This is a genomic window from Ignavibacteriales bacterium, assembly GCA_026390815.1.
In the GTDB taxonomy this organism is placed as follows: Bacteria; Bacteroidota; Ignavibacteria; order Ignavibacteriales; family SURF-24; genus JAPLFH01.
Genome location: JAPLFH010000047.1, coordinates 24,889 through 49,037 on the forward strand (window position 1 = coordinate 24,889; position 24,149 = coordinate 49,037).

At 32.6% G+C, this 24,149-nt stretch carries 16 protein-coding genes; 7 read left to right on the forward strand and 9 right to left on the reverse strand.

The window, feature by feature from the left end:
- Positions 1–374: 374 nt before the first annotated feature.
- Both NTX22_14885 and NTX22_14890 read left to right on the forward strand, forming a co-directional pair.
- The gene (locus NTX22_14885; GenBank protein ID MCX6151807.1) at positions 375–2,660 is read left to right on the forward strand and encodes a M20/M25/M40 family metallo-hydrolase; all 2,286 of its coding nucleotides are present in this window, start codon (positions 375–377) and stop codon (positions 2,658–2,660) included.
- Between the two features lie 97 nt (positions 2,661–2,757).
- Positions 2,758–4,260, forward strand: a complete 1,503-nt coding sequence (locus NTX22_14890; protein ID MCX6151808.1) for a PEGA domain-containing protein — start codon at positions 2,758–2,760, stop codon at positions 4,258–4,260.
- A gap of 114 nt (positions 4,261–4,374) precedes the next feature.
- Here NTX22_14890 and NTX22_14895 read toward each other — a convergent pair whose 3' ends face one another.
- Positions 4,375–5,382 carry a DUF4249 family protein gene (locus tag NTX22_14895; protein ID MCX6151809.1) on the reverse strand — a complete coding sequence of 336 codons (1,008 nt, stop codon included), beginning with the start codon at positions 5,380–5,382 and terminating at the stop codon, positions 4,375–4,377.
- Between the two features lie 242 nt (positions 5,383–5,624).
- Between NTX22_14895 and NTX22_14900 the strand changes: the two genes are divergently transcribed.
- The 4 genes from NTX22_14900 (at position 5,625) to NTX22_14915 (ending at position 12,143) form a co-directional block, all read left to right on the forward strand.
- A complete protein-coding gene (locus NTX22_14900; GenBank protein MCX6151810.1) occupies positions 5,625–7,076 on the forward strand; it encodes a PEGA domain-containing protein in 1,452 nt (483 codons plus the stop codon).
- A 73-nt stretch (positions 7,077–7,149) separates the two neighbouring features.
- On the forward strand, positions 7,150–9,375 hold the full coding sequence (locus tag NTX22_14905) for a TonB-dependent receptor (GenBank protein ID MCX6151811.1): 2,226 nt from the start codon (positions 7,150–7,152) through the stop codon (positions 9,373–9,375).
- Positions 9,372–10,616, forward strand: a complete 1,245-nt coding sequence (locus NTX22_14910) for a DUF4249 family protein (GenBank protein MCX6151812.1) — start codon at positions 9,372–9,374, stop codon at positions 10,614–10,616. Before NTX22_14905 ends, NTX22_14910 begins: the two co-directional genes overlap by 4 nt.
- A gap of 69 nt (positions 10,617–10,685) precedes the next feature.
- Positions 10,686–12,143 carry a PEGA domain-containing protein gene (locus NTX22_14915; protein ID MCX6151813.1) on the forward strand — a complete coding sequence of 486 codons (1,458 nt, stop codon included), beginning with the start codon at positions 10,686–10,688 and terminating at the stop codon, positions 12,141–12,143.
- A 13-nt stretch (positions 12,144–12,156) separates the two neighbouring features.
- On the opposite strand, the gene NTX22_14920 is transcribed toward NTX22_14915, so the two are convergent.
- The 5 genes from NTX22_14920 to NTX22_14940 all read right to left on the reverse strand — a co-directional run bounded on the left by NTX22_14920 (position 12,157) and on the right by NTX22_14940 (position 18,709).
- On the reverse strand, positions 12,157–12,510 hold the full coding sequence (locus tag NTX22_14920; protein MCX6151814.1) for a response regulator transcription factor: 354 nt from the start codon (positions 12,508–12,510) through the stop codon (positions 12,157–12,159).
- Positions 12,511–12,756: 246 nt separating this feature from the next.
- Complete coding sequence (locus tag NTX22_14925; GenBank protein MCX6151815.1) at positions 12,757–13,386, reverse strand: response regulator transcription factor; 630 nt, start codon at positions 13,384–13,386, stop codon at positions 12,757–12,759.
- Positions 13,383–16,238, reverse strand: coding sequence for a PAS domain-containing protein (locus tag NTX22_14930; protein MCX6151816.1), 2,856 nt, complete (start codon positions 16,236–16,238; stop codon positions 13,383–13,385). Before NTX22_14930 ends, NTX22_14925 begins: the two co-directional genes overlap by 4 nt.
- A gap of 216 nt (positions 16,239–16,454) precedes the next feature.
- Positions 16,455–17,732, reverse strand: a complete 1,278-nt coding sequence (locus NTX22_14935) for a 3-deoxy-D-manno-octulosonic acid transferase (protein MCX6151817.1) — start codon at positions 17,730–17,732, stop codon at positions 16,455–16,457.
- Complete coding sequence (locus tag NTX22_14940) at positions 17,729–18,709, reverse strand: glycosyltransferase family 9 protein (protein ID MCX6151818.1); 981 nt, start codon at positions 18,707–18,709, stop codon at positions 17,729–17,731. Before NTX22_14940 ends, NTX22_14935 begins: the two co-directional genes overlap by 4 nt.
- A 207-nt stretch (positions 18,710–18,916) precedes the next feature.
- On the opposite strand from NTX22_14940, the gene NTX22_14945 reads away from it, so the two are divergent.
- Entirely contained in the window at positions 18,917–19,192 is a 276-nt protein-coding gene (locus NTX22_14945; protein MCX6151819.1) for a hypothetical protein, read from the forward strand.
- A gap of 43 nt (positions 19,193–19,235) precedes the next feature.
- Here the strand turns inward: NTX22_14945 and fbp are convergent, their stop codons facing one another.
- From fbp to NTX22_14960, 3 genes are all read right to left on the reverse strand, one after another.
- On the reverse strand, positions 19,236–20,237 hold the full coding sequence (gene fbp / locus NTX22_14950; protein ID MCX6151820.1) for a class 1 fructose-bisphosphatase: 1,002 nt from the start codon (positions 20,235–20,237) through the stop codon (positions 19,236–19,238).
- 105 nt (positions 20,238–20,342) lie between these two features.
- Positions 20,343–22,136 (reverse strand): ABC transporter ATP-binding protein, encoded by a 1,794-nt coding sequence (locus NTX22_14955; protein ID MCX6151821.1) that lies wholly within the window; start codon positions 22,134–22,136, stop codon positions 20,343–20,345.
- 133 nt (positions 22,137–22,269) lie between these two features.
- Positions 22,270–24,018 carry an ABC transporter ATP-binding protein gene (locus NTX22_14960; protein ID MCX6151822.1) on the reverse strand — a complete coding sequence of 583 codons (1,749 nt, stop codon included), beginning with the start codon at positions 24,016–24,018 and terminating at the stop codon, positions 22,270–22,272.
- Between the last annotated feature and the right edge of the window lie 131 nt (positions 24,019–24,149).

The following is a 24,149-nucleotide window of genomic DNA, read 5'->3' on the forward strand; positions in this document are numbered from 1 at the left end:
TATCGCGATGCTTACATTTTGGTTTAAAGAAATGCGCTCCTATGTTGTTTGGGGTGCTTAGATTTAGATGGTTTATAATTTCTACTTTGGCTCAACTGTAAATAACACTTTTTGAAGTATTGATGAAATTCTATACTAATTCAGTAAAAATGATAAATGAAATAAATGCAACCTTTGTTAGTGACATTCATTTATGAGTAATTTCCCACCAAAGACAAAGCTGAAATTTTCTAGAAATAAAAAACATTGTTTATTAAATAATTGTGAGTAAAACATTTTATCACACGATAAATAAGATTAAAGTTAAAACTGATTTAATTGTGTTTATAAAACGATTGTTATAAATTGCTTTTGAAAATAAACGCAGGGATGAAATGAAAGCTATTACCATAAAAGTATTTTGTCTTCATTTGCTTTTAGCAGGATTTATTGCTTCACAAACAAATCCGATATTTAGTAAATCTTCCAATTCACTATCTACAGATTCACTTATTACAAGTATAGTTTCTGAGATAAACAGTGATTCAATCAGAAGCTATATTCAGTCATTGCAGGATTTTAAAACACGTATGGTCATAGCTCCAAATAAAGACTCAGTGGTTAATTGGTTAGTAAACAAATTTAAAAGCTTTGGGCTTACTGACGTTGAAATTGATACGTGTACAGGTTTGGTTTTAGGAACATATAATATTCCGGCCTTGCAAAAGAATATCGTTGCTACTTTAAAGGGAACCGTTGATTCAAATGAGGTATTTGTTATTGGCGGGCATTATGATTCAATGAACAACAAGGGTGCAGATCCAATGATAAGCGCTCCCGGCGCCGATGATAACGCAAGCGGTGTTTCATCTGTCCTTGAGTGTGCGCGGGTAATAATGGAAAAAGGGTATAAACCCAATGCAACAATTAAATTTATTGCATATGATGGTGAAGAATTGTGTCACCCTTCTGGCAGCAAATGCTTTGCAGATAAAATTCTTGGACAAGGGAAGAAAGTTATTTTAGCAATAAATAGTGATATGATTGCTAACTCAACTTTACCTTTAAAAAATAGTGCTGTACAGATTTTTTACAATCCCAGTGACTTTTTATTTTATAAAAATCTTTCAGAATTTACTGTACAAGGAGTATCAGTTCTTAATGTAATAAGTAAAACTGATATAGTGAGTGCTGATAACGGAGAGTTTTTTAGTAACAAAATACCGACAATTGATTTTATGGAAGATCAATTCAACGGAACATTATATCATTCCTCCAATGATCTTGTTGAAAATTATAATATGGAATATTGTACGGAAATAATTAAAATTATTTGTGCTACATTAATATCGGCAATAGAGTCAAATTTGCTTCCCAAGCCTATATATATTTTAATCGCTAGACCAAAATTGTACAAAATAGAATTACAGTGGAGACCTTATAGTGAAACCAGAGTTAATGGATTTAACATTTACAGAGGATTAGCTCTACAAGGGGAAAAAATAAAATTAAACACAGAAGTAATTAAAGATACATCATATTTAGATGATACTGCACAAAATGGAATCTATTATTTTTATGAAGTTAAAGCGGTTGATAGTATGGGCAGAGAAAGTAATTTTAATAAAATAGTAAAAGCAAGAGCAATTTCTTTAGACCAAGGAATCCTAGTAGTTGATGAAACCAAAGATGGTACAGGTGCATTAACTAATCCATCAGATGCACAAGTTGATACTTTTTATAGTCAATTGCTCTATAATTTTAACAAAAAGGATTTTGATATTGTTAAAGATGGATATGTTACTTTATCAGATCTCGGGGCGTTCTCTTCGATTCTATGGCATGGCAATGATGATGTAAATTTGCTTGCATTTAAAAATAGTGAGGATATTAAAAAATATTTAGAAGCTGGTGGGAAATTATTGTTTGATAGTTTTCTCCCTTCAAAAGCCTTGGTAAGCAATATTTTTTATGAAGCAGACTACAATGTGGGAGATTTCATGTACGATGTCTTCAAGATAAAGCATATGGAAAGAAAGCCAAATACACTCTTTTTTAGTGCAAAGCCAATTGATCTGAGTTATAATTTGTTAGAAGTTGATACAACCAAAACGGCAGCTAATTTAAAATATCATTTATTAAATATTGAGAGTATTTCGGCTGCTCCTGGTGGCAAAGAAATATATAATTATGATACTAAATATGATTCAGCATCATCAAAGGGCAGTATGAAAGGATTGCCGGTAGGAGTAGAATATCTTGGCAGCGATTACAAAGTAATAACACTTAGCTTTCCTCTTTATTATATGAACCAGGAACAAGCAAAAGAACTTGTGCAAAACATAATGTTAAATAAGTTTAATGAAGCGACCGGAGTAGAACGTAAAGAAGAAAAAGTTGTCCCTGCGGAATATTTTTTATATCAGAATTATCCCAATCCATTCAATCCTTCGACAACAATACATTATCAAATTCCAGCGGCAGGATTTGTAGTACTTAAAGTTTATGATGTTCTGGGAAGAGAAGTAGCAACATTAGTAAATGAAGAAAAGCCAGCAGGTCGTTATCGAGTAGAATTTAATGCAAGTTCTCGCTCAGCGGGATTTTCAAGTGGTATTTATTTCTACCAGCTTAGGACAGGTAATTTTGTTTCAACTAAGAAAATGTTAGTGATAAAATAATTTTAATCAACGGTCTTTTACTTTCAACTTTATTAGAATAACTTAAAGGAGAACCAACAAAAACAGATCTTTGTGTTAAATATGGAATCTCACAAGCTTGGTATTTAATAACAACTGGCAGTTGTTTTTAGTTTTAAACATGAAGTATTTAAAGATACATTTACTAATAATTTCATTATTGTTTTTCTTTTCCTGCAACAAAGAAATAACAGTTGATCCACCAGAAGAACCGGTTCATACTGGAATAATTTTTATCGCATCGAATCCAACGCACGCGAAAATATTTTTAGAGAATAGAAATACCGGAAAGTTTACTCCCGATAGTATCCGCTGGCTTAAAGAAGGGATATATAAAATATTTTTAAGGTTAGAAGGATGGAAAGACAGCGCATTCATTGTTAATGTAAAAGAGCAACAAAGACAAAACTTTAATATTGATTTTTCATATAATCCAGCAATGTTTGGTGCAATTGAGTGCAAAACTCATCCTGTTGGAGGACAAATTTTTTTGGATGGCAAGGATTTGCGAAAAACCACGCCTTATACAATCTATAATTTACTGCCCGGCTATTACAATCTTGGTTTCCATAAAGATAGATATTGGTTTGATACTCTAACTGTAAAAGTGGAAAGCCAAAAAATAACTTCAATTTACCGTGTATTAGCTGATACTGCTGTGTGGGTCGCTTATAATAAATCTAATAGCTCAATTCCTTCTAATTTTATTCTTAATGCTGCCATAGACAATGAAAATATAATATGGATAGGAACTGATGACAATGGATTTGCTTCATTTAATGGAAAGGAATGGACAAATTACAATAAATCAAATTCGCCCTTGCCTGATAATAGAATAAATGCTTTGTATTTAGATAAAAACAATAACAAATGGATTGGAACTACAAATTATGGCTTAGTAAAATTTGATGGTATTAACTGGACCATTTACAATTCCGCTAATTCTGGTTTACCCGGGGATATGATAACAGCAATTACTTCTGATGAGAATAATAATCTATGGATAGGTACCTATAATAAAGGTGTGGCTGTTCTTAGAGGAAACGATTGGGAAGTTTTTAATACAACTAATTCCGGTTTGCCAAGTAATTTTATTTCAGCAATAATATTCGATAGAGATGGAACCTTATGGATTGGAACCGATAGAAGTGGCATAGTAAAATATGATGGTAACAATTGGACAGTTTATAATTCAGCAAATGCAGATTTACCTCCATCAAATATTTGTTCGTCATTAGCAATCGATAATAATGGTATTCTATATGCCGGATTTCTTTATGATTTAGGAAGCCAAATTCCAGGTGGATTATCTAAATACGAAGCGGGCAGTTGGACATTAATTCAATCAAATTATATTGATATTTCTACATTAACCATTGATAAGTATAATTATATTTGGGCTGGTTCAGCGATAAACGGATTTGGACTTATCAATGGAAGATTTGTGTTCAGGGATGTTTTTAATAAACACAATTCACCAATTACCTCAAACATGGTAAACACAATTGCAGTGGATAAAGAAATGTACAAATGGATAGGAACCGGCGGCAATGGATTGATCAAGTATAAAAATTATAGATAATTTTTCGGTTGACAATCACCCAAAATTGAGATATATGACTTAGTTTTATAATCACAATGCAGCTTATATAATCGTAATATTTATCTAAATAAAAATTAGAACTCATTTTTTTAGTTAATTTTTATAACCAAATGATTCAACATATTTCTTATCAAAAAAGAAATACTCACTAGAAATCAGAGAGGTACCCAAAATTCCTATTCCACCAGATACGTTTGTGTAAGTTGATTCATCTAACCTGATTGAGTAATCATCCAAATAACCGTTGAGGCTGGAGTAATAATTGGAAAGATTGTAATCAAATTCAAGCAATTCAAACTTAACAATATCAATTAAATAATCAGATTTATCCGGATCGCCCGCAGAAATTTGTACCATTAAAGAATCAATTGCAGAATAATCGTAGCTAACTGAAGATTCGCGACTATAAGATGGATAAACAGGGAGATTTCCATTAGCCTTCTTTATATAACGCATCGGAATTTCTATTATAAAAGAATTTTTCGGTGGTGGTATAGAATTTTTTGTATAGTACATAATTAATTTAGGAAAGTATAGGTTTCCTTCTTGTGCATTCCATGAAATAATCCAACTTTTTCCCCATCGCCATTGATCAATCAAAGTAGTAATTCCGTGATAGAAGGGATATGAATATTCAAAACCTTTTGATGAAGGAATTCTGGTTTTTGCTTCAAGGATTTTTCCATCTGGAAGTGTTATAGACAAAGAAAGAGCAGCGCCGTATGTTAAAGTTAATCCTGCTGCATCTGCTAATTTATAGTAAATCTCCGGCATATAAGGTTTAAATTCTCTGGAATCCAGCGTGTCTTCCAAAAAGCTGTATCCATTGCCAATTCCATTTATCTTCAAGCGAATTTGTGCTCCGGATATGGATGGTGCAGTTTTGTTATCTTTTGGTGGCGTGTAAGTCGGGTTATCATAAGTTTTTGTTAGCATTACAATAGGATACAACGGGTAGTATAAATATTGATCAACGGCTATAATACAGTAAAGAATATTTCTTTCTTTAAAATCTTCTTTAGGACTAAAATTTTCCTCGCAGGAAATGTTTAAAAATGATAAAGTTATTGCAATTATAAATAAGGGAAGATTTTTTTTCATAACCCATCTCTTTGTTTTAAAAATAGCAAAAAAGGAATTAGTAATAAAGAAATTATTGCGAAATCAAAAACTAAGCTGACAGACCAATAAAACGATAAATTGCATATAATGGAATATTCAAACCGGATGCAAACCTCAATCATAATTAAATTATATTGCTATACGTAAAAAATAGGTTGACTAAGATTTATCCATGTATTAATATGTTTATGGGATTTATAAAAAAACTACAATATGAACCAATGAAGAGCTTCAATATAAAATTAAAGTACATAACAATTTTTGTAGTTGCTCTTATCCTCTCCTGCAACAAAGAAGTTTCAGTTAGTCCTCCTGAAGAACCTATACATACAGGTTTCGTTTATATTGAATCGAATCCTAATTATGCAAAAATTTATTTGAATGGACGAAATACTGGCAAAGTTACACCTGATAGTTTGCGATGGTTGGAAGCTGGAAAGCAAACAGTAACTCTTAGACTTACAGGATGGAAAGATTCAACACTTCAATTGAATATTATTGAAAGTGAAAGATTAAACTTTTTTTTTGATTTTACTAAAAACTTAGCAATGTGTGGTTATATTGATTGTAAAACTCATCCAACTGATGCAGATATATTTCTTAATGACTCAGCTTTAGGGAAGAAAACACCATATCAAATAAGTAATTTATTCCCTGGTGAATATAAGGTTAAATTTAAAAAGGATCGTTACCTGGATGATAGTATTGATGTTACCGTTCAAAGCCAAGCTATAACATCAATTTACAAAGTATTAGTAGATACAACTGTTTGGGTAAATTTTAAGACATCCAATTCAGGATTGCCTTCCAGTTATATCCTAAGCATAGCTGTAGATAAGAATAATTTAAAATGGATTGGAACAGACGGTGGAGGGCTTGCAGTGTTCGATGAAAAAGACTGGATAATTTACGCTACTGATAATTCACCATTGCCTGATAACAGAATAAATGTTTTATATATTGACGATGAAGACAATATATGGATAGGAACGACAAGTGCTGGTCTTGTAAAATTTTATAATAATAGCTGGACAATCTATGACAAAAACAATTCGGGCTTACCAGCGGACATGATAACAGCGCTAACCAAAGATAAAAATGGTAACCTTTGGATTGGTACTTACAATAAAGGAGTTGCAGTTTTTAACAGTAACAGTTGGAAGGCATATGACATAGATAATTCTGATTTGCCATCAAATTATATATCATCTATTGCTATTATCGATACTAATATTTGGATAGGGACAAGAGAGGGCTTGGTCAATTTCAAACCGGAAGGAAAATCTGTTTTTTATAATTCAACTAATTCTTCAATTCCAAATAGAATATCTGCACTTGCAGTCGGAGTTTTAGGTGAACTTTATATAGGTACAATTTATATGGGGTCAAATGGTATTGCTATTTTGATAAATAATGAGTTTAAACTTTTGGATAATATTTTTAACAGCGATATTACAACTATCTCAGTGGATAAATTTAATCATGTTTGGATGGGTTCAAGTTTAAACGGTTTTGGTTTATTGTTTAATAACATTGGTTTTAAAGGCATTTTTAATAAGTATAATTCACCAATTAATGCTGATGGAGTTAATGCAATCGCCATAGATAAAAATATGTACAAATGGATTGGAACATATGGTGGTGGTTTGGTAAAGTTTAAGAACTTCAGATGAAAATAAATCCGAATAAATTTTTCTGTTTACCCTCTTTTAACTAACTTTGCGTTAAATTTTTATATTAATTGATATGAATAATAACATACATGTTCTCATACTTCTATTCATTACCATCACTGGATTTGTGTCTGCTCAAACAGGCACTCTCCGTGGTACAGTAGAAGATTCCACCAGCGGTGAATCGCTTGCATACGTTAATATCCTGATTGAAGGAACAAAACTTGGAATTGCATCTGATCTGAATGGTAATTTTACTCTTCCTTCCATTCCCGCAAAAAAAGATTTTGTTGTTAAGATTACTCACGTTGGGTACAGAATCAAAAGAATTCCAATAAATCTTACAACTGGAAAGATTACTCAAATTACAATTTCGCTCGTTCCAACTAATTATCAATTGGATGAAATTGAAGCGGTTGGCAAAAGAATATCGAGAGAGAAAGAAACAGATCTTGGTTTGCAAAGAATGACGATAAAGGAATTAGAGCTTTTACCAAAAGGTGTAGAGACCGATGTAATGCGTTCGCTTCAGCTTATACCGGGTGTAAAATCCACAGGCGATGTTTCTGCACGTTATTATGTGCGCGGCGGTTCAAGCGATCAGAATCTGGTTCTGCTCAATGGTGTTTCGGTTTACAATCCTTTCCACGCGATGGGGTTGTTCAGCGTTATCGATCCTGAAATGATTAACGTAGTTGAGTTTTATAAAGGCGGCTACACAGCAGAGTTTGGTGAACGGTTATCTTCTGTATTAAATCTTGTAACAAAAAACGGAAACCGAAACCGCTATACTGGTTCTGCCAATTTAAGCTTTCTTACAACCAAAGCTTCAGTTGAAGGACCAATTCCAAACGGATCATTTATTATTACCGGTAGAAAAAGTTTGTTCGATAATGTTCTAAAGAAATTCACCAACTACAAAGATGCACCGTTCGATTTCTATGATTTTTCTTTCAAAGCAAATTACTCTACGAATGATGATAAAACATTAACCAGAGTTTCTGTGTTTGGTTTTACCAGCAAAGACCGTTTAAAAAATGATAATAAACTTAAAGAAGATTTTAGCTGGACCAATAACATCTTTGGAGCAAATTGGTTTCAGGCGTGGGAAAGTCCTCTTTACTCCGAGCTTACACTTTCCTGGAGCGGTTTTAATGCAGAAGTTTTTCCTAACCAAAGCAGCGCTCTCCCAAGAAAAAATAAAGTTGATGACATAACCTTAAAAATGGATTTTAATTACATCTACGATAGCCGTGACGAACTGCGAGTTGGATACTCAATAAAATCTTTTAAAACAGACTATTACTTTGAAAACTTACGGAATGTAAGAACCACCATCAGCGATTTTGGAGCGAGCATTTTTGTTTATGGAAAATACCGGCTTCTTCGCTTTGATGAGTTTGTTGCGGACGCTGGTGTTAGAATAAATGCGGCACCACTTGCAAGTAATAATAATTCACGGTTCGAACCAAGATTGAATGCAAAGTTTAATATCAGTCCTTTGCTTTCACTTAAAGTTGCCTGGGGAATTTATTCGCAGGAGATGGTAACTCTTTCTGATGACAACGATATCATTTCACTCTTTGAACCTTGGATAATTGTTCCGGACTATTTGACTGCTCCATCGGCAATTCATTATGTTGTTGGCGCTGATGTTAACCTAACAGAAAATCTTTTATTCAATGTTGAGGCATATTACAAATTACTAAGAAACGTAACAGAATTGAATAAGGAAAAAGTTAGCGCAGAGGATCCGGACTTAATTCCAAGTAAAGGAGAATCATACGGAGCAGAGTTTATGTTTCAGCTTCAGGAGCAAAGAGTAACAGCAATGCTTTCGTACTCTCTTAGCTGGGCTTATCGCGAAACGAACAAGTGGCTCTACTATCCGCGTTACGATTACAGGCATCAATTAACTTTTAGCGCAAATTATAATTTAGGCAACGATTGGAATATAAGTGGTGTGTGGGTTTTAAGTTCGGGTCAACCGTTTACGCAGATTGAAGGATTTTATGATAAACTTTATTTCGATGATTTATATTCCCAATGGTTTTTATACGAATCTTATCAACCGTATAAAATTCTGGCAGATAAAAATCTGGGCAGGCTGCCATATTATCACAGGCTCGATTTAAGTTTATCCAAGAAGTTCAGATTGTTTTTTACAAACTTTTCTTTCAGTGCAAGTGTTATAAACGTTTATGACAGAAAAAATATTTTCTATTTTGAAAGAGATACCGGAAAAAGAGTTAATATGCTTCCATTTTTACCAACAGCTTCTATAAGGGTGGATTTATGAAAGTAGAAGATATAAAAAGGGAAAGGGGACAAGGGACGAGGGAAATGGGACAAGGGTCGAGAGACAGGGGACAAGGGACGAGAGAAAGGGGACAAGGGACGAGGGAAATGGGACAAGGGTCGAGAGACAGGGGACAAGTGACGAGGGAAATGGGACAAGGGACGAGGGAAATGGGATTGAGGAATGCGGAAATGGAAGATCATTCACTGTTATCGCCCTATAAAAAAATAAAATCATTAAGTAAAAAATATTTATTTCATAAACAATCAATAATCAAGCATCAACCATTTTATATATTAATTTTAGTTCTATCTCTTTGTTCACTCTTTTTGTCTTCCTGCGAAGAGAATGTGAATCCAAAAGCACCTTTTAGGGATAGATATATTTTAAACTTCATTGTACGCGGAGATACTTCCTATCAAATTGCTGTGTTAACACATAGCTATACTGTCAACGGAGTTGATCCTTATGAGAATGAAATTGATCCGGCTATTAAAGATGCTGATATAAAAATCTGGTATGATTCAGATGTTTATACAATGAGGGATACAACAATCGCACGGAATGATACATCACGCTATAAAAGTCCGGTCTATTATTATTATTTAAAAAACTTTAAACCCGGTGATGATAAATATGTTGAAGTTAAGGCTGAATTGACTAACGGAAGAAGTTTATCATCATTAACAAAAATTCCAGCAAAGATAAGTATTGATTCGGTAGACAGAATGATTCCTTCAGCAGACAAACCGAATTACACTTTTGCCTGGAAAAGTACAGGTACTGGAATTTATTATTTATCAAGATTCAGATTTACTTATACAATCAGGGAAGGTTCAACAATTACATGGTACAATAAAGAAGTTCCTATTACTTATAATAGAATTGGAGATCAGGATCTTCCTGTCTTTCCATCAATTACAAAAAATTCAGCTATAACTTTTGAAAATTCAGCGCTCGATTCTGCCATGAAAGAAATTTCCAAGGGTGAAACTGATAAAAGTAAATTTGAATTAAAGAAGGCAGAATATGAATTGTTAGTTTTTGATAAGCCGCTTTCAAATTATTATTCATCAATACATGGTTACCTGGATGATTTTTCTGTACGGATTGATGAAAGTGATTATTCAAATGTTACTGGCGGATTTGGCATTTTTGCCTCATATTTAAAACAGATCATCAATGTTACATTTAAGGAAAAATATGTTAAATCATTTGGTTACAGGTATGGATTTGATTAAAAATATAATGCCGATTTAATTTTATTAAACGGTGTAACAGAATTTAAAATTGTCTATCGCAAAAAAAATATGAAAAAAAGTCTTTACTTTCTATCTCTATTCATTTCAGCAATTATTGCTGTCTCCTGTAATAAAGAAGTGTCTGTTAGTCCAGAGGATCCTATTATACATACCGGTTATTTATTTGTAGAATCCAATCCCACTAAAGCTGCAATATATCTTAATGGAAAAAATACTGGTAAATTTACGTCTGACAGCATTCGTTGGTTAGAATCTGGAGATTACAGGATTACCCTTCGCTTAAAAGGCTGGCGCGATTCTGTATTCAAAGTATCAGTTAATGAAAAAATTAAAACTAATCTTGCCATTGACTTTACAACAAATCCTTTAATGTGCGGAGAAATTGCAGTAACATCCTGGCCAGTTGGTGTTGCTGTTTTTATTAATTCAGAAAACACCGGAAAAGTAACTCCAGCAACAATTAAAAATCTTTTACCAGGCAGCTATAAAATTAAATTATTTAAAGAAAGATATTGGGAAGATACTCTAACAGTCGGTGTTCAAAGTCAGATGACAACAACTGTTTTTAGGGCACTGGCAGATACAGCCGTTTGGGTTGCATATAAAAAAGGTAATTGTCCGTTGCCTTCCAATACAATTACAAGTATATCAGTTGATAAAAATAACGTTAAGTGGATAGCTACGGATGGTGCTGGAATTGCTACTTTCGATGATAAAAACTGGACAATTTATAATACAAGCAATTCTCCATTACCGGAAAATCGAATCAGTGTTATTTATATCGATCCGCAAGACAACAAGTGGTTTGGAACTTCGAACTTTGGCTTGGTTAAATTTGATGGTTCTAATTGGACTACCTATGATACTTATAATTCCGGATTACCTTCCAATATGATTATTACTTTAGCAACAGATTTGAATGGAAACTTATGTATCGGAACCTACGATAAAGGTATTGTTGTATTTGATGGAGTAAACTGGAAGGTTTATAATACTTCAAATTCAGGTATACCCAGCAATATAATTACAGCTTTTACAGTTGATCAAAAAGGGAACTATTGGGTTGGTACAGCAATGAGTGGTGTTGCTAAATATGATGGTAAAGAATGGCAAAAATTTAATGATGTCAATGCAAATATCCCAATTATAGTAACAGCGTTGGCAACAGATGGATTAGGAAATGTTTGGGGAGGATTTACTTCATTCGGTTTATATTCCGGTGGCATATTTAAATATGACGAAGTAAAAGGCTGGTCTTTGTATTCCGGTAGTTTTAGTGACAGACTTTCTTGCATTGTTCCGGATAGCCATAATTATCTTTGGATCGGTTCTTATAACAACGGAATGGGACTTATTGAAGGCAGATTTATTTATCGCGATATTTTTAATGGTTCAAACTCACCAATACATAATAACATTGTAAATTCAATTGCAGTGGATAATGGTGGATATAAATGGATTGGAACAAGTGCCGATGGATTATTAAAATTCAAAAACAAGAGATAGATAGAAAGAGAAATTATATTTCTTTAAAAATATCAACAACTTTATTGAACTCATTTGATTTATCTAAGAAGTAATCTGCTCCATTATCCATACAAATTTTTTTATACTGCGGATAAGGATAATTTGTAAGAATAATAACTTTAATAGAGTGATTATTATTCTTTATATTTTTCAGAACATCAATACCGCTGCCTCCGGGCATGCTAATATCCAGGATTACTACATCAGGTTTAAGCTGATTAATTAAATCGATAGATTCCTGTACATTTTTGGCTTCGCCAATAATATTAATTCCTTTAACTTCATCAAAAATGTGTGCAAGTCTAACACGTACAATTGGCGAATCATCGGATATAAATACGTTCATAAATTTTATTCCTTTCTGAGAATTGCCAAATATATTCTCCATAATAAAACCTAATTATTCAATAATTCATTTGTACTGTAAATTTTCTAAATTCTTTTAAAGATTTTGATCAAAAACTTTCTTACTGCACTACTTTGTTCTATTTATACGATAAGAATTAACCTGTTAAGTTCCAAGCCAATTACATTGGATTTTATGTAAGAAAAATCACCCTTTTTCTGTAAGACAAAATCTTACAAAATATTTTTATACTAATTTATTTTGTAGTGCGTACCTGGTTAGTGCAGAATTTGTTTTTAATCCCATCTTTTCAAGCAATCTTGCCCGGTATGTGCTTACTGTTTTTACGCTAAGAGATAATTCCTCGGCAATTTGTTTTGCAGTTTTACCAGAAGCCATCAACCTCATAACTTCAAATTCTCTATCGGATAAATTTTCGTGCAGCGGCTTGGTAGAATCCCGTTCAAAATCAGCTGCTAATAACTCAGCTAATTGACTGTTGATATATTTTCTGCCATCAATAATTTTTTTAATTGCAGTAATTAATTCTTCAGGAGCACTATCTTTAGTAAGGTAGCCGGAAGCGCCAGCTTTTATACATCTTAATGCAAATTGATCACCAGGATGAACTGTTAGCACCAATACCGGAAGTTTAGGTTTATGCTTTTTAATTTCTTTAAGAATCTCTATTCCGTTCATACCCGGCATAGATATGTCCAGTATTACAATATCCCAGCTTTCTTTGAATATTTTATCCAATACAATCTGACCATTTTCAGCTTCACCACATATAAAGGTATTATGCTCTTCCGAAAGAATTTGTTTTAATCCGGAGCGGATAATAGCATGGTCATCACCGATAAGTACCTTAATCATATTTCCTCATAATCATTATTGATGTTATAAGAAGGAATTTTAACAATTACATTTGTCCCAGATTCAGATCCCAAAATTTTAAATTCACCTTCAAGCAATTCAGCTCTTTCATGCATTCCAAGCAAACCTAAAGATTTTGTGTTTTGTATTTCGCTTTCTGTAATGCCTCTGCCGTTATCTTTAATTTCCAAAACAATAAAATTTTCATTCACATCTAATCTAATTTCAACTTCACTTGCCTGTGCGTGGCGGGCAACATTTGTAAGTGTTTCCTGGAAAATACGAAAAATTGCAGTAATCCTATTCTGTGGGATCTTTAATTCCTCCGGTAAGGATTTAATTTTACAAATTATACCAGTCCTGTTTTGAAAATCCTGCGCCTGCCATTCAATTGCTGCGGGAAGCCCAAGGTAATCCAATACACCCGGTCTAAGTTCAGAAGATATTTTCCGTACTGTGTTAATTGTTGAATCGATAAGCTGAGACATTGAACCAAGTTTATCAATAAGTAATTGATCGCTTGTTTCTGTGCTTTTGTATTTTTTCTCAAACCAGGCGATGTCCATCTTAATTCCAGTAAGTGATTGCCCCAATTCATCATGGATTTCCCGGGCAATTCTGGTTCGTTCTTCTTCTCTTGCAGATTGTAAGTGAGCGGATAGCCTTCTTAATTGTTGTCTTGAGTTGTTAAGTTGAATTTCTGCAGTTTGGATTTTCTGGAAAGCAAGTGCATTTTGAATTGCTATGGCAGCAATTTGTGCAAGAGAAATTAATTTTTCTACATCCTGATTATTAAAACCATTACTATCATTTTTGTTATCTATTTTCAGAAAACCAATTACTTCCTTTTGCGAATCAATAATTGGAAGACAAACCGAAGTCTGGATTTTAAATTTATAAACAATACTTTTTAAGCTGAAAGGATCGCTATCTGCGCTATTTGTTATATATGGTAATTTTGTCTCAAGTACTTTACCTGCTAATCCTTCATGCGGTTGCCAAATATATTCAAAATTGAATGGAGCTTTATTCTTAAAATATTTTTTACTTACAAAACCTTCCTCAATTCTTAAACCAGCAACACCATGTTCGGCATCTACCAATTTAATTCCTTCAGTAACCAGGATATCAATAATTTGATCTACATCGAGTTCTGAGTTTAGCTTTTTGCTAACGTCCATCAAAGTTCTAATTGTAACTTCATCATTCTTTTTTGTTGAAATGTCTTTTGAATTTACAATTATTCCTTCTATTTGTGGAACGGTAAGTAAATTCTTTATTATACTTTCAAAGTGGCAGTAATTTCCATCTTTCTTTCTAAACCTGAATTCAAGAATTGTTTTATTATAATCGATATGCAACAAATTTCTTATGTTAGCTATAAATAATGGAAGATCTTCAGGATGAATGTACTGGAAAACTTTAGAGCCATTAAGTTCCTCCGGTTTGTATCCTAAAACAAATTCAGCGGATGGACTAACAAATTTAAAATACCCGTTTCTGTTAATAATTGTTTTTATGTCGAAGTCATTTTCAATTAAGGATCTAAAGTAAATTTCGGTCTTCTGAAGTTCTGCATTAATTTTTTTCTGGGCTGTTATATCCTGAGTAATTCCAACCATTTTAATAATAGTGCCATCTTCCTGTCTTAACGTGTCACCTCTCGAAATTAAATCGCGAATACTTCCATCTGATCTGATGATTTTAAATTCAACAACAAACGATGTTTTCTCTTTCAGAACTCGTTCAAGGATTTGTAGTAACTTGTCACGGTCAGCCGGATGTATTGAATTAGATATAGTTTCAATATTAATATTTGCCGTGGGCTGAATACCATAAATTGAAAATAATCCGTCTGACCAGAAGAAACTTTCCTTTCTATAATCTATTTCCCAATGTCCAGAATGTGTTATTTCTTCTATTTCATTTAATAGGATTTCTTTTTCTATTAACCTTTCTTCAACTTTTTTATGTTCAATTAACGATGCGAGATGTTGTGTTATTGTTGTAAGTAATTTTAGTAACCAATGATTTATTGGATTACTACCAAACTGGAAGAAAGCAAGCGCAGCAACAACTTCCTGGTTGTTAAGTATTGGAATTATCAGGTATGAATTTAAGCCGGTCTCTTTAATAAAAGATGCTCGCTTAAAATTATTTTCTTGCGATAAATCCTCAATCCAAACTGGGGATTTTGCTGTCCAGGCATTACCAACAATACCTTCCCCGGGTATTCCTTTGTAATCTTTTGTGCTTTCTGCAAATTCCATTATTGCTTCTGAATTGATATGCCAGGTAGAAATTTTTATTAAAGAATTGCTGATTTCATTAAGCATCCAGGCTTCTCCAAAAGGCCAACCTGTAAACCTGCATATTTCCCTTAACGTAATGTTTAATGATTCTTTTAGATTTCCAATTTCATTAAATGCAAATACTAACGATTCTAATAAGCGAAGTTCTTCTTCAGTTTCTTTTCGGGAGGTTATATCAATTCCAATTGAAAGAATTAATTTTTGCTCGGCATAAACTGTTGCATTCCAATATATCCATTTATATTTACCATTTTTACATTTTATCCTAAATTCTTGTCCTTCAGTTGCTTTTCCAATTCCTAAATTCTTAAGCGCTTTATTTGCTGATGTTAAATCTTCAGGATGAATCAAATCCTGATAATGAATTTTAATTATTTCTTCAGTAGAATAACCAAGAATAGATTCTACTTCATCGTTAATTAATTTAATTGACCCATCGAATCCGGATATCAAGAATAACTCGTGAGAAACAGAAAAGAATCTGTCTTTTAGAATATCGAAATCGATATTTTTATTTGAATTGAAAAAATTCTTTTTCAATTTCAATTTATCTTTTGAAGGATTTAGAGATTTTTTAATTGATTTTTCCTTTTACTTAATTAAACAAACTGTTTACCTGAATTTTAATCAAATTAAGAGTAATAATCATCCTGATTAAAATTATTAATTGTTGAATATGATTTGAAATAAGTCATTAGAATATTATTCAAACAAGAAAGAAAGAAGAAAAGTTTAAGAAGATTATTTTTTCTGGTATTAAAAGAACTTATAGATTTCTTTCAGAATCTTATTTGTTGCTCCAGTATTGTCATTTACATATCGATAAGCAACACAGCCCATTTCCTTGCGCATATCATTATTACTAAAAAGATTTCTTAGTGTACGGTAAGCCTGACTTTTAGTTTTGATAGTTTTTGCTCCACCCAACGCAACCAGCTTTTGTGCTTCCTGCGAATTTTCTATTTTTGGGCCAAACAGAACCGGAATACCATAAACTGCTGGTTCCAGAACATTGTGAATACCTTGCTTAAAACTACCTCCAACAAACGCAACTTGCGCATAATAGTAAAGAGTCAATAATATGCCAATAGAATCGATGATAACTATTTTTTCATTTATGTATTCGTTCAAATAAGAAAATCTTATTGATAAAATTTTTCCTGCAAACTGGTTCTCCAATTTTTCCAAACGTTGAATCGTTGGTTCGTGAGGGACTAAGAACAAAACAATATCTGTTTGGTATTCTATCAATTTAAGAAAGGCGGGGATAAAAATTTCTTCATCTGATTCCCAGGAACTGCCCATAACAAATATTTTTTTACCTTTAAACAATTCTTCCTTAAATAATTTTTTTTCTTTTGCGGCAATACTTTTTTGAAATACCCGGTCAAACCGCGTATCTCCAACAGAACTGATTTTATTATCTGGAATATTAAAATCTTTAAAATTATTTAAATCAGTTTCTGATACAGTTAGGATTTTAGTTAAATCCTTGTAAAGAGATTTGTGAAAACTTTTAGAAATTGGGAGTTTCCGGCTTGAATCGCTTCGCATAGTTGCATCGACTAAAAGACAGGGAATATTGCTTTCTTTCATTGCCCAAATAAAATTTGGCCAGATATCATAACGCATTATAATTGCTAAATCGGGTTGGACAGTCTTAATAAATCTTTTTGCCAGAGAAGGAGTATCAAATGGAATGTAAGAAACAACATCTGCAAAAGGGTAATTCTTAGAGTTTTCATATCCCGAAGGTGAAAAAAATGTAGCTAAAATATTTACTTCTCTTTCAGCCTTAAGCTGCTGGATTATTGGTTTCGCCTGCTCAAATTCTCCCATCGAAGATGAATGGAACCATATAAGTTTCTTTTTTTTATCCAAGGCAATTAATGCAAGAACCAAATCTTCATACAATCTTTTCCTATCTCTAATTCCTTTCCTTATTTTGGGATTAAACAAGGAACCAATTTGAAGTCCTACAAAAAGCAGAGGAATAAATATTCCGTTATATATTAAAAACCAAATTTTTTTCATATTGTAATTAAAAAATCATTAATCATTTTTAAAGTGTATTCTGGTGTAAGATCAATCATACATTTAAAATGTTTCTTCGGGCAATCTTTTCTTCCTATATGAGAACAAGGTCTGCAAGATAATGAATTGTTCTCTAAAATTAAATTTTTGTTTTTATATGGAATGAAACCAAATTCTTTAACTGTGGATCCCATTATCATTACAACCGGAACTTTAAGAGCGCAAGCCAGATGTGTAAGACCGGAATCGTTACATATAACCGCTTTGCAATTTTTCATCTCTGTTGCTGTTTGAAGCAAATGGTTTTCATTGCTTAAATTAATTGAAGAAGGAATTTTTTTTGCGATTTTTTCACAAATTACTTTGTCATCTTTGCCACCAAACAATGCTATTTTATATCCATTTTTTGAAAGTGCAATTCCCAATTGAATAAAATATTCCGCAGGCCACATTTTTGTAAAATGTTTAGATCCAGGACAGAGACCAATATAATTATCTTTCTTTCTTATTTTTTGCGGAAGATTATTTGGAAGAAATATTTCAAGTCCTAAATCATCTAATTCAAATTGAGATACTGTATTAGCATATCGGATGGGTATCGGAGGCAAATCCGTCATCCTGTTTATTTTAAACTTAACCAGAAGAAATTTATCAATTGTTTTTTTGTGGAATCGCACTGATTCAATTCCAAGAGTTCTTACAATTTTATTACTGCGCAAATTGTTCTGAAGATCAATAATTAAATCATATTTTTTACTTTTCAGTTCTTTCACCAATCTTTCATCATTTTGATTTTCATAAAGGAAGAGATCTGAAATGTGCGGACTATTAGAATAAACATCCCGGTATTCCATGCGCAGCAAAAAATCAATCTCTGTATTCCATTGATTTTTTAATGATCGTACCAACGGAGTTGATAATAGAATATCACCAAGTGAGCTTAAACGAATAATTAAAATTCTTTTCGGTTTATTCAATTTAATTTCCAAAACCTGTTCTAAAGAAATGTGCGAATGAGAATAATGTGACTGAATCTTTGCTTTTCTGACTTCATTTCAACTTTCAACATTTATTTCAACGGTAAATTTAGTTAAATAAGAATTGTCCTTCCAATAAAAGTTAATTGTAGTTTAAGCAACAGTTAATTATTTTTAGGAAGCAATTTTAAAGTGAAAGGAAATTAAATGACATCATTACCACCTCCATCAACTAAGAAATTTTCAGAAGATACAACTGAAAAAAAAGTATATAATATTGTTGAAAAATTATCTGGAAACATTCCTGTTCCAAATGACAGAAACCGGTTAGGTTATTGCCTTTATAAATTTGTAAAAGGGGAAGGGGATAATCCTGAGATTCTTGTTAAATCTACTAAGATTAAAATTGTAGAAGTTTCTCCAAAGGAACTTGCCCAAAAATTAAATGAAGAATTAGTTAATGCAAAACTCGTGGAAAAATAAAACTATCCAGTAGTGCTTATATAAAATAAAGGTATTTCTATTTTTATTTTGATTCGCCCATTGCCAGAAATTTTTCTACCATTTTAACATCAAATTCACTTCCTATAAAAATCGGGGTTCTTTCATGCAGTGATTTTGGTTGAATATCTAAGATTCTCTTACAACCATCCGAAGCTTTGCCGCCAGCATTCTCAACAATAAATGCCATTGGGTTGCATTCATACATTAAACGCAATTTCCCTTTTGGATTTCTGGAATCCGCTGGATACATAAAGATTCCACCATAAAGAAGATTGCGATGAATGTCTGCACACATTGAACCGATATAACGTGAGGCATAAGGTCTTTCAGTTTCTTTGTCTTCTTCCTGCAGGTACTTGATATATATTTTCAAACCCGGATGCCAGTATTTGTAATTTCCTTCATTGATTGAATAAATTTTCCCTTTCTTAGGAATTTGAATATTTTCATGTGAAAGCAGAAATTCTCCAACAGCAGGGTCCAAAGTAAATCCATGCACTCTGTGACCAGCGGTGTACACCAAAATTGTGCTTGAGCCATAAAGAATGTAACCAGCAACTTCTTGCTTAAATCCGCTTTGAAGACAGTCTTCAATTGTTCCGGCATTTCCGTCATCCGGTGTAATTCTTTTATAAACAGAAAATATAGTTCCGATGCTAATGTTTGCATCAATATTTGATGATCCATCCAGCGGATCGAAAAGCATTAAGTATTTTCCTCGTTTAAATTTTGGTGGAATGTGGATAATATTTTCTTCTTCTTCCGAAGCCATTACGCATAAATGTCCACCGTGATCCATCGCTTTATAAAGCATGTCGTGGGCAAAGATATCTAATTTTTTAACTTGTTCGCCATGGATATTACTGTTACCAGTGTAACCAAGAATATTTACCAATCCGGCTTTATTAACTTCCAGTGAAATAACTTTTGCTGCAAGAATTAAATCGGAAAGCAATGCTGAAAGCTCTCCAGTTGCTTTGGGATGCAACTTCTGCTGTTCCAAAATATGACGTTCCAATGTCATAAATCTCATGATATATTCGCTCTAATTAAATTTAACGATGTAATTTTATTCCAAATTTGGTTTGATTAGTTTTCAGATGAACCCCTACAAAAATATAAAAAGTAATTATGCTGTTTTTGAAATTTCCTGATCTTTATACTGAAGTTGATACAATTTATAGTAAATACCTTTCTTAGCAAGTAATTCCTGATGATTACCCATTTCACGCAATTCACCTTTGTGCATTACAATTATATTATCAGCATTCTGGATGGTTGATAACCGGTGGGCAATTACAATTGCCGTTCTTCCCACCAAAAGTTTTTCAATTGCCTGTTGAATTAAAATTTCAGTTTCAGTATCCACGCTTGAAGTTGCTTCATCAAGAATAAGAATTTGCGGATTATAAGCAAGCGCTCTTGCAAATGAAAGTAACTGCTTTTGTCCCACACTTAAAGTCGCACCTTTTTCTTTTACAACTTCGTTGTATTGATCTGGCAAGGACATTATGAATTTATGAGCGCCAACATTTTTTGCTGCTTCAATAATTGTTTCTTCAGTAATGTCAGGATTGTTCAAGCTAATGTTGGATTTAATTGTACCGGAAAAAAGAAAAACATCCTGTAAAACGATAGATATATATTTCCTGAGTTCTCTTTTATCAACTGTCTTAATGTCAACTCCATCAACAAGTATTTGTCCTTTGTTGATGTCATAAAATCGGGTTAGAATATTTATTAGGCTTGTTTTGCCAGCACCTGTGGCGCCTACAATTGCTATTGTTTCACCTGGATTTATTTTGAAAGAAACATTTTTTAAAATATAGTTTTCTGAATTATATGCAAACCAAACATTCTTAAATTCCACCTCACCAGTTACTTTTTTAATTTGAACCGGAGTTTCAGGATTAAGTACAAAAGTATTATTGTCTAACAATTTAAAAATTCTTTCTGAAGAAGCCATTGCTGTTTGCATTATATTATATTTTTCAGAAAGATCCCGGATTGGTCTGAAAAACATTTCTGTGTATTGTATGAATGCAAATAAAACTCCAATTGTCATATATCCCTGAACAATTTGACCGCCGCCATACCAAATGATCAGAGCAAATGCGATAGAACTTAGAAATTCAACTCCCGGAAAGAAAACAGCATAATAAAAAATTGATTTTATGTTAGCCTGAGTATGATCATTATTAATCGAAGAGAATTTTTGAAGCTCATCCTTTTGTTTATTAAAAATCTGAACAACGTTCATTCCGGTAACATGTTCCTGCATATATGAGTTTAACCTGGCAAGGTGAAATCTTACATCGCGATAGGTATCTCTTACTTTTTTTCTGAAAAGGAATGTACCATAAAACAGAACTGGCAATACTGATAATGTAACTAAAGCTAACTGCCAATCCATAAAAAACATAAAACCAAAAATCCATACTATAATGAACAAATCACTAAAGACCATAACGATACCGGAAGAAAACATTTCATTTAATGATTCCACATCGTTTGTAACTCTGGTTACTAATCTTCCGATTGGTGTTTTATCAAAGAATTTGAGTGAAAGTTTTTGAATATGAGCAAATATTTTAGTCCGCAAATCATAAATTATTTTTTGCCCCATATATTCAGTGTAATATGTAAGGTAGTACTGGATTATAGACTGAAGAACGAGTGAACCAATTAAACCAAGAGTTATTAAAAGCAAACCATGATAATCTTTATTCTTAATGCTGTCATCAATGGCTATTTTTGTTAAGTAAGGTCTAAGTGGTCCAAGCGCTGCAACAACAACATTTAACAGTATAGCAAGGATTACATACTTTTTGTAAGGTCTAACATAACTTAAAAGTCTTTTCATCAACTTGGAATCGTATGCTTTACCTAAAATCTCATCGTCAGTTTTATAATCTTGGGACATATTTATATTATTTTTATAAAATTATCATTCATTAAAAAACAATTGTCAAACGTCAAAAGTCAAACGAAAAATGCAAATCTTAAAATATCAATCCTCATTTTTCCAGCATCCTTCAACCATCTTACATCAACCATCAATTGATTTCTTCCAGTTCCTTTTCGAGTAATTGTTTGTAATGCAAATCGGCATAAATTCCGTTTTGTTCAACCAATTCTGAGTGAGTGCCTTGTTCAGCAATCATTCCATCTTCAAGCACAAAAATCCTATCAGCATCTTTTACGGTGGAAATTCTATGGCTAATAATTATGCTTGTTCTATCCTTCATAAAAGCGTGGAGCATATTTAAGATTTCTTCCTCAGTATGAGTATCAACAGCAGAAAATGAATCATCAAGAATTAAAATAGCTGGATCTATTGCCAATGCTCTTGCCAGTGATGTTCTTTGCTTTTGTCCGCCAGAAAGAGTAATGCCTCGCTCACCAAGGATCGTCTCGTATTTTTTAGGAAAGGAATCAACATCTTTATTTAATTGTGCTATTTTGGAAACACTCTCAACTAATTCCATTTTTGTTTCATTCAATCCGTATGCAATGTTGTTTGCCAAAGTATCTGAGAATAAAAATGTTTCCTGCGGAACAATACCAATTTGTTTTCTTAAAACATCAAGCGGAATTTCTTTAACATTTCTCCCATCTATAAAAATTTCACCTTCAGTAACATCATACAATCGTGGAATTAAATTTATAAGCGATGTTTTACCAACACCTGTTTGTCCAACTAATGCTACAGTGCTGCCCTCAGGAATTTCAAAACTAATATTATTAAGAACGTTTGGAAGATGCGGAAGATATTTGAATGAAACATTCCTGAATTCAATTTTTCCTTTAATACTTTTTAAATCAGAATCAGTTCTTTCTGTGTCATCAATTTCATATTTCTCATTTAGTATATTATTCAATCTTTTCATACTTGCTGCGGCTTGCTGAATAATATTTGTTACCCATCCAACAGCAATCATTGGCCAGATAAGCATACTAAGATAAATTACAAATGCTGAAATGTCTCCAAGCCGAAGTTCACCATTAATTACCTTTATACCGCCTAACCAGATTACAAGAATAATTGAAGTACCAGTTACTAAAAACAATGCTGGTTGAAACAGCGCTTGAATTTTAACCATTTCCATATTCTTTTTAAGATAATCCAGGCTTTCACTTTTAAATTCTTTTATTTCATTTTCTTCACGTACATACGATTTGATTACTCTAATTCCGGAAAAATTTTCCTGAGCTTTTGTCGTTAAGTCAGCAAACTTTGCCTGTATAGCATTAAACTTAATATGAATTTGATTCCCAAGTTTATAAACCAGGTAAGAAAGCATCGGAAGGGGAACAAGGGAATAAAGAGTTAAGCTTGTGCTTAGTGAAAACATAATGAATAAAACGATTACTAATCTTATCCCAGTGTCTATTGAATACATAACAGCTGGTCCAATAAACATTCTTATAGCATTTATATCATTTGTAGCATGCGCCATAATGTTTCCAGTGGAAGTATTCTGGAAATAGCGCATTGGAAGTTTTTGAATATGCTCCCAGAAATCCTGTCGTATATCAAATTCCATCTCGCGGGAAACAACTATAATTGTCTGGCGAATTAGATATCTGAATATTCCACTTATCAACGATGTTGCAACAATCAGTAAAGCATATCTTACTAAGACAGAATTTTCCACTTTTTGCTGAAGTGCATTTATGCTGTCTTTTAACAGCAATGGAACATAAACTGCTGTTAGATTTGAAATAAGAATAAATAGAAAACCCCACAGGAGTTTCTTTTTGTATCGAATGAAATATTTTTTTAATGAAAGAAGACTGCTCATATATTAAAGATATAAATATTTATCAAAATTAAAACTAAAAAAGATAGTTAAAAGTTGCGTATGTAATAAAATAATAAGAAATATATCTTTAAAACTAAAACTGGACTTGATTAAAGCCCAGTTAAGCGAAG

Bases quoted from the DNA above. Each gene is read 5' to 3' on its own strand.
- NTX22_14920 (MCX6151814.1), bottom strand. From the start codon at position 12,510: ATGAACGTATTTATATCCGATGATTCGCCAATTGTACGTGTTAGACTT.
- NTX22_14905 (MCX6151811.1), top strand. From the start codon at position 7,150: ATGAATAATAACATACATGTTCTCATACTTCTATTCATTACCATCACT.
- NTX22_14885 (MCX6151807.1), top strand. From the start codon at position 375: ATGAAAGCTATTACCATAAAAGTATTTTGTCTTCATTTGCTTTTAGCA.
- NTX22_14925 (MCX6151815.1), bottom strand. From the start codon at position 13,386: ATGATTAAGGTACTTATCGGTGATGACCATGCTATTATCCGCTCCGGA.
- NTX22_14960 (MCX6151822.1), bottom strand. From the start codon at position 24,018: ATGAGCAGTCTTCTTTCATTAAAAAAATATTTCATTCGATACAAAAAG.
- NTX22_14945 (MCX6151819.1), top strand. From the start codon at position 18,917: ATGACATCATTACCACCTCCATCAACTAAGAAATTTTCAGAAGATACA.
- NTX22_14955 (MCX6151821.1), bottom strand. From the start codon at position 22,136: ATGTCCCAAGATTATAAAACTGACGATGAGATTTTAGGTAAAGCATAC.
- NTX22_14915 (MCX6151813.1), top strand. From the start codon at position 10,686: ATGAAAAAAAGTCTTTACTTTCTATCTCTATTCATTTCAGCAATTATT.
- fbp (MCX6151820.1), bottom strand. From the start codon at position 20,237: ATGACATTGGAACGTCATATTTTGGAACAGCAGAAGTTGCATCCCAAA.
- NTX22_14910 (MCX6151812.1), top strand. From the start codon at position 9,372: ATGAAAGTAGAAGATATAAAAAGGGAAAGGGGACAAGGGACGAGGGAA.
- NTX22_14900 (MCX6151810.1), top strand. From the start codon at position 5,625: ATGAAGAGCTTCAATATAAAATTAAAGTACATAACAATTTTTGTAGTT.
- NTX22_14935 (MCX6151817.1), bottom strand. From the start codon at position 17,732: ATGAAAAAAATTTGGTTTTTAATATATAACGGAATATTTATTCCTCTG.
- NTX22_14895 (MCX6151809.1), bottom strand. From the start codon at position 5,382: ATGAAAAAAAATCTTCCCTTATTTATAATTGCAATAACTTTATCATTT.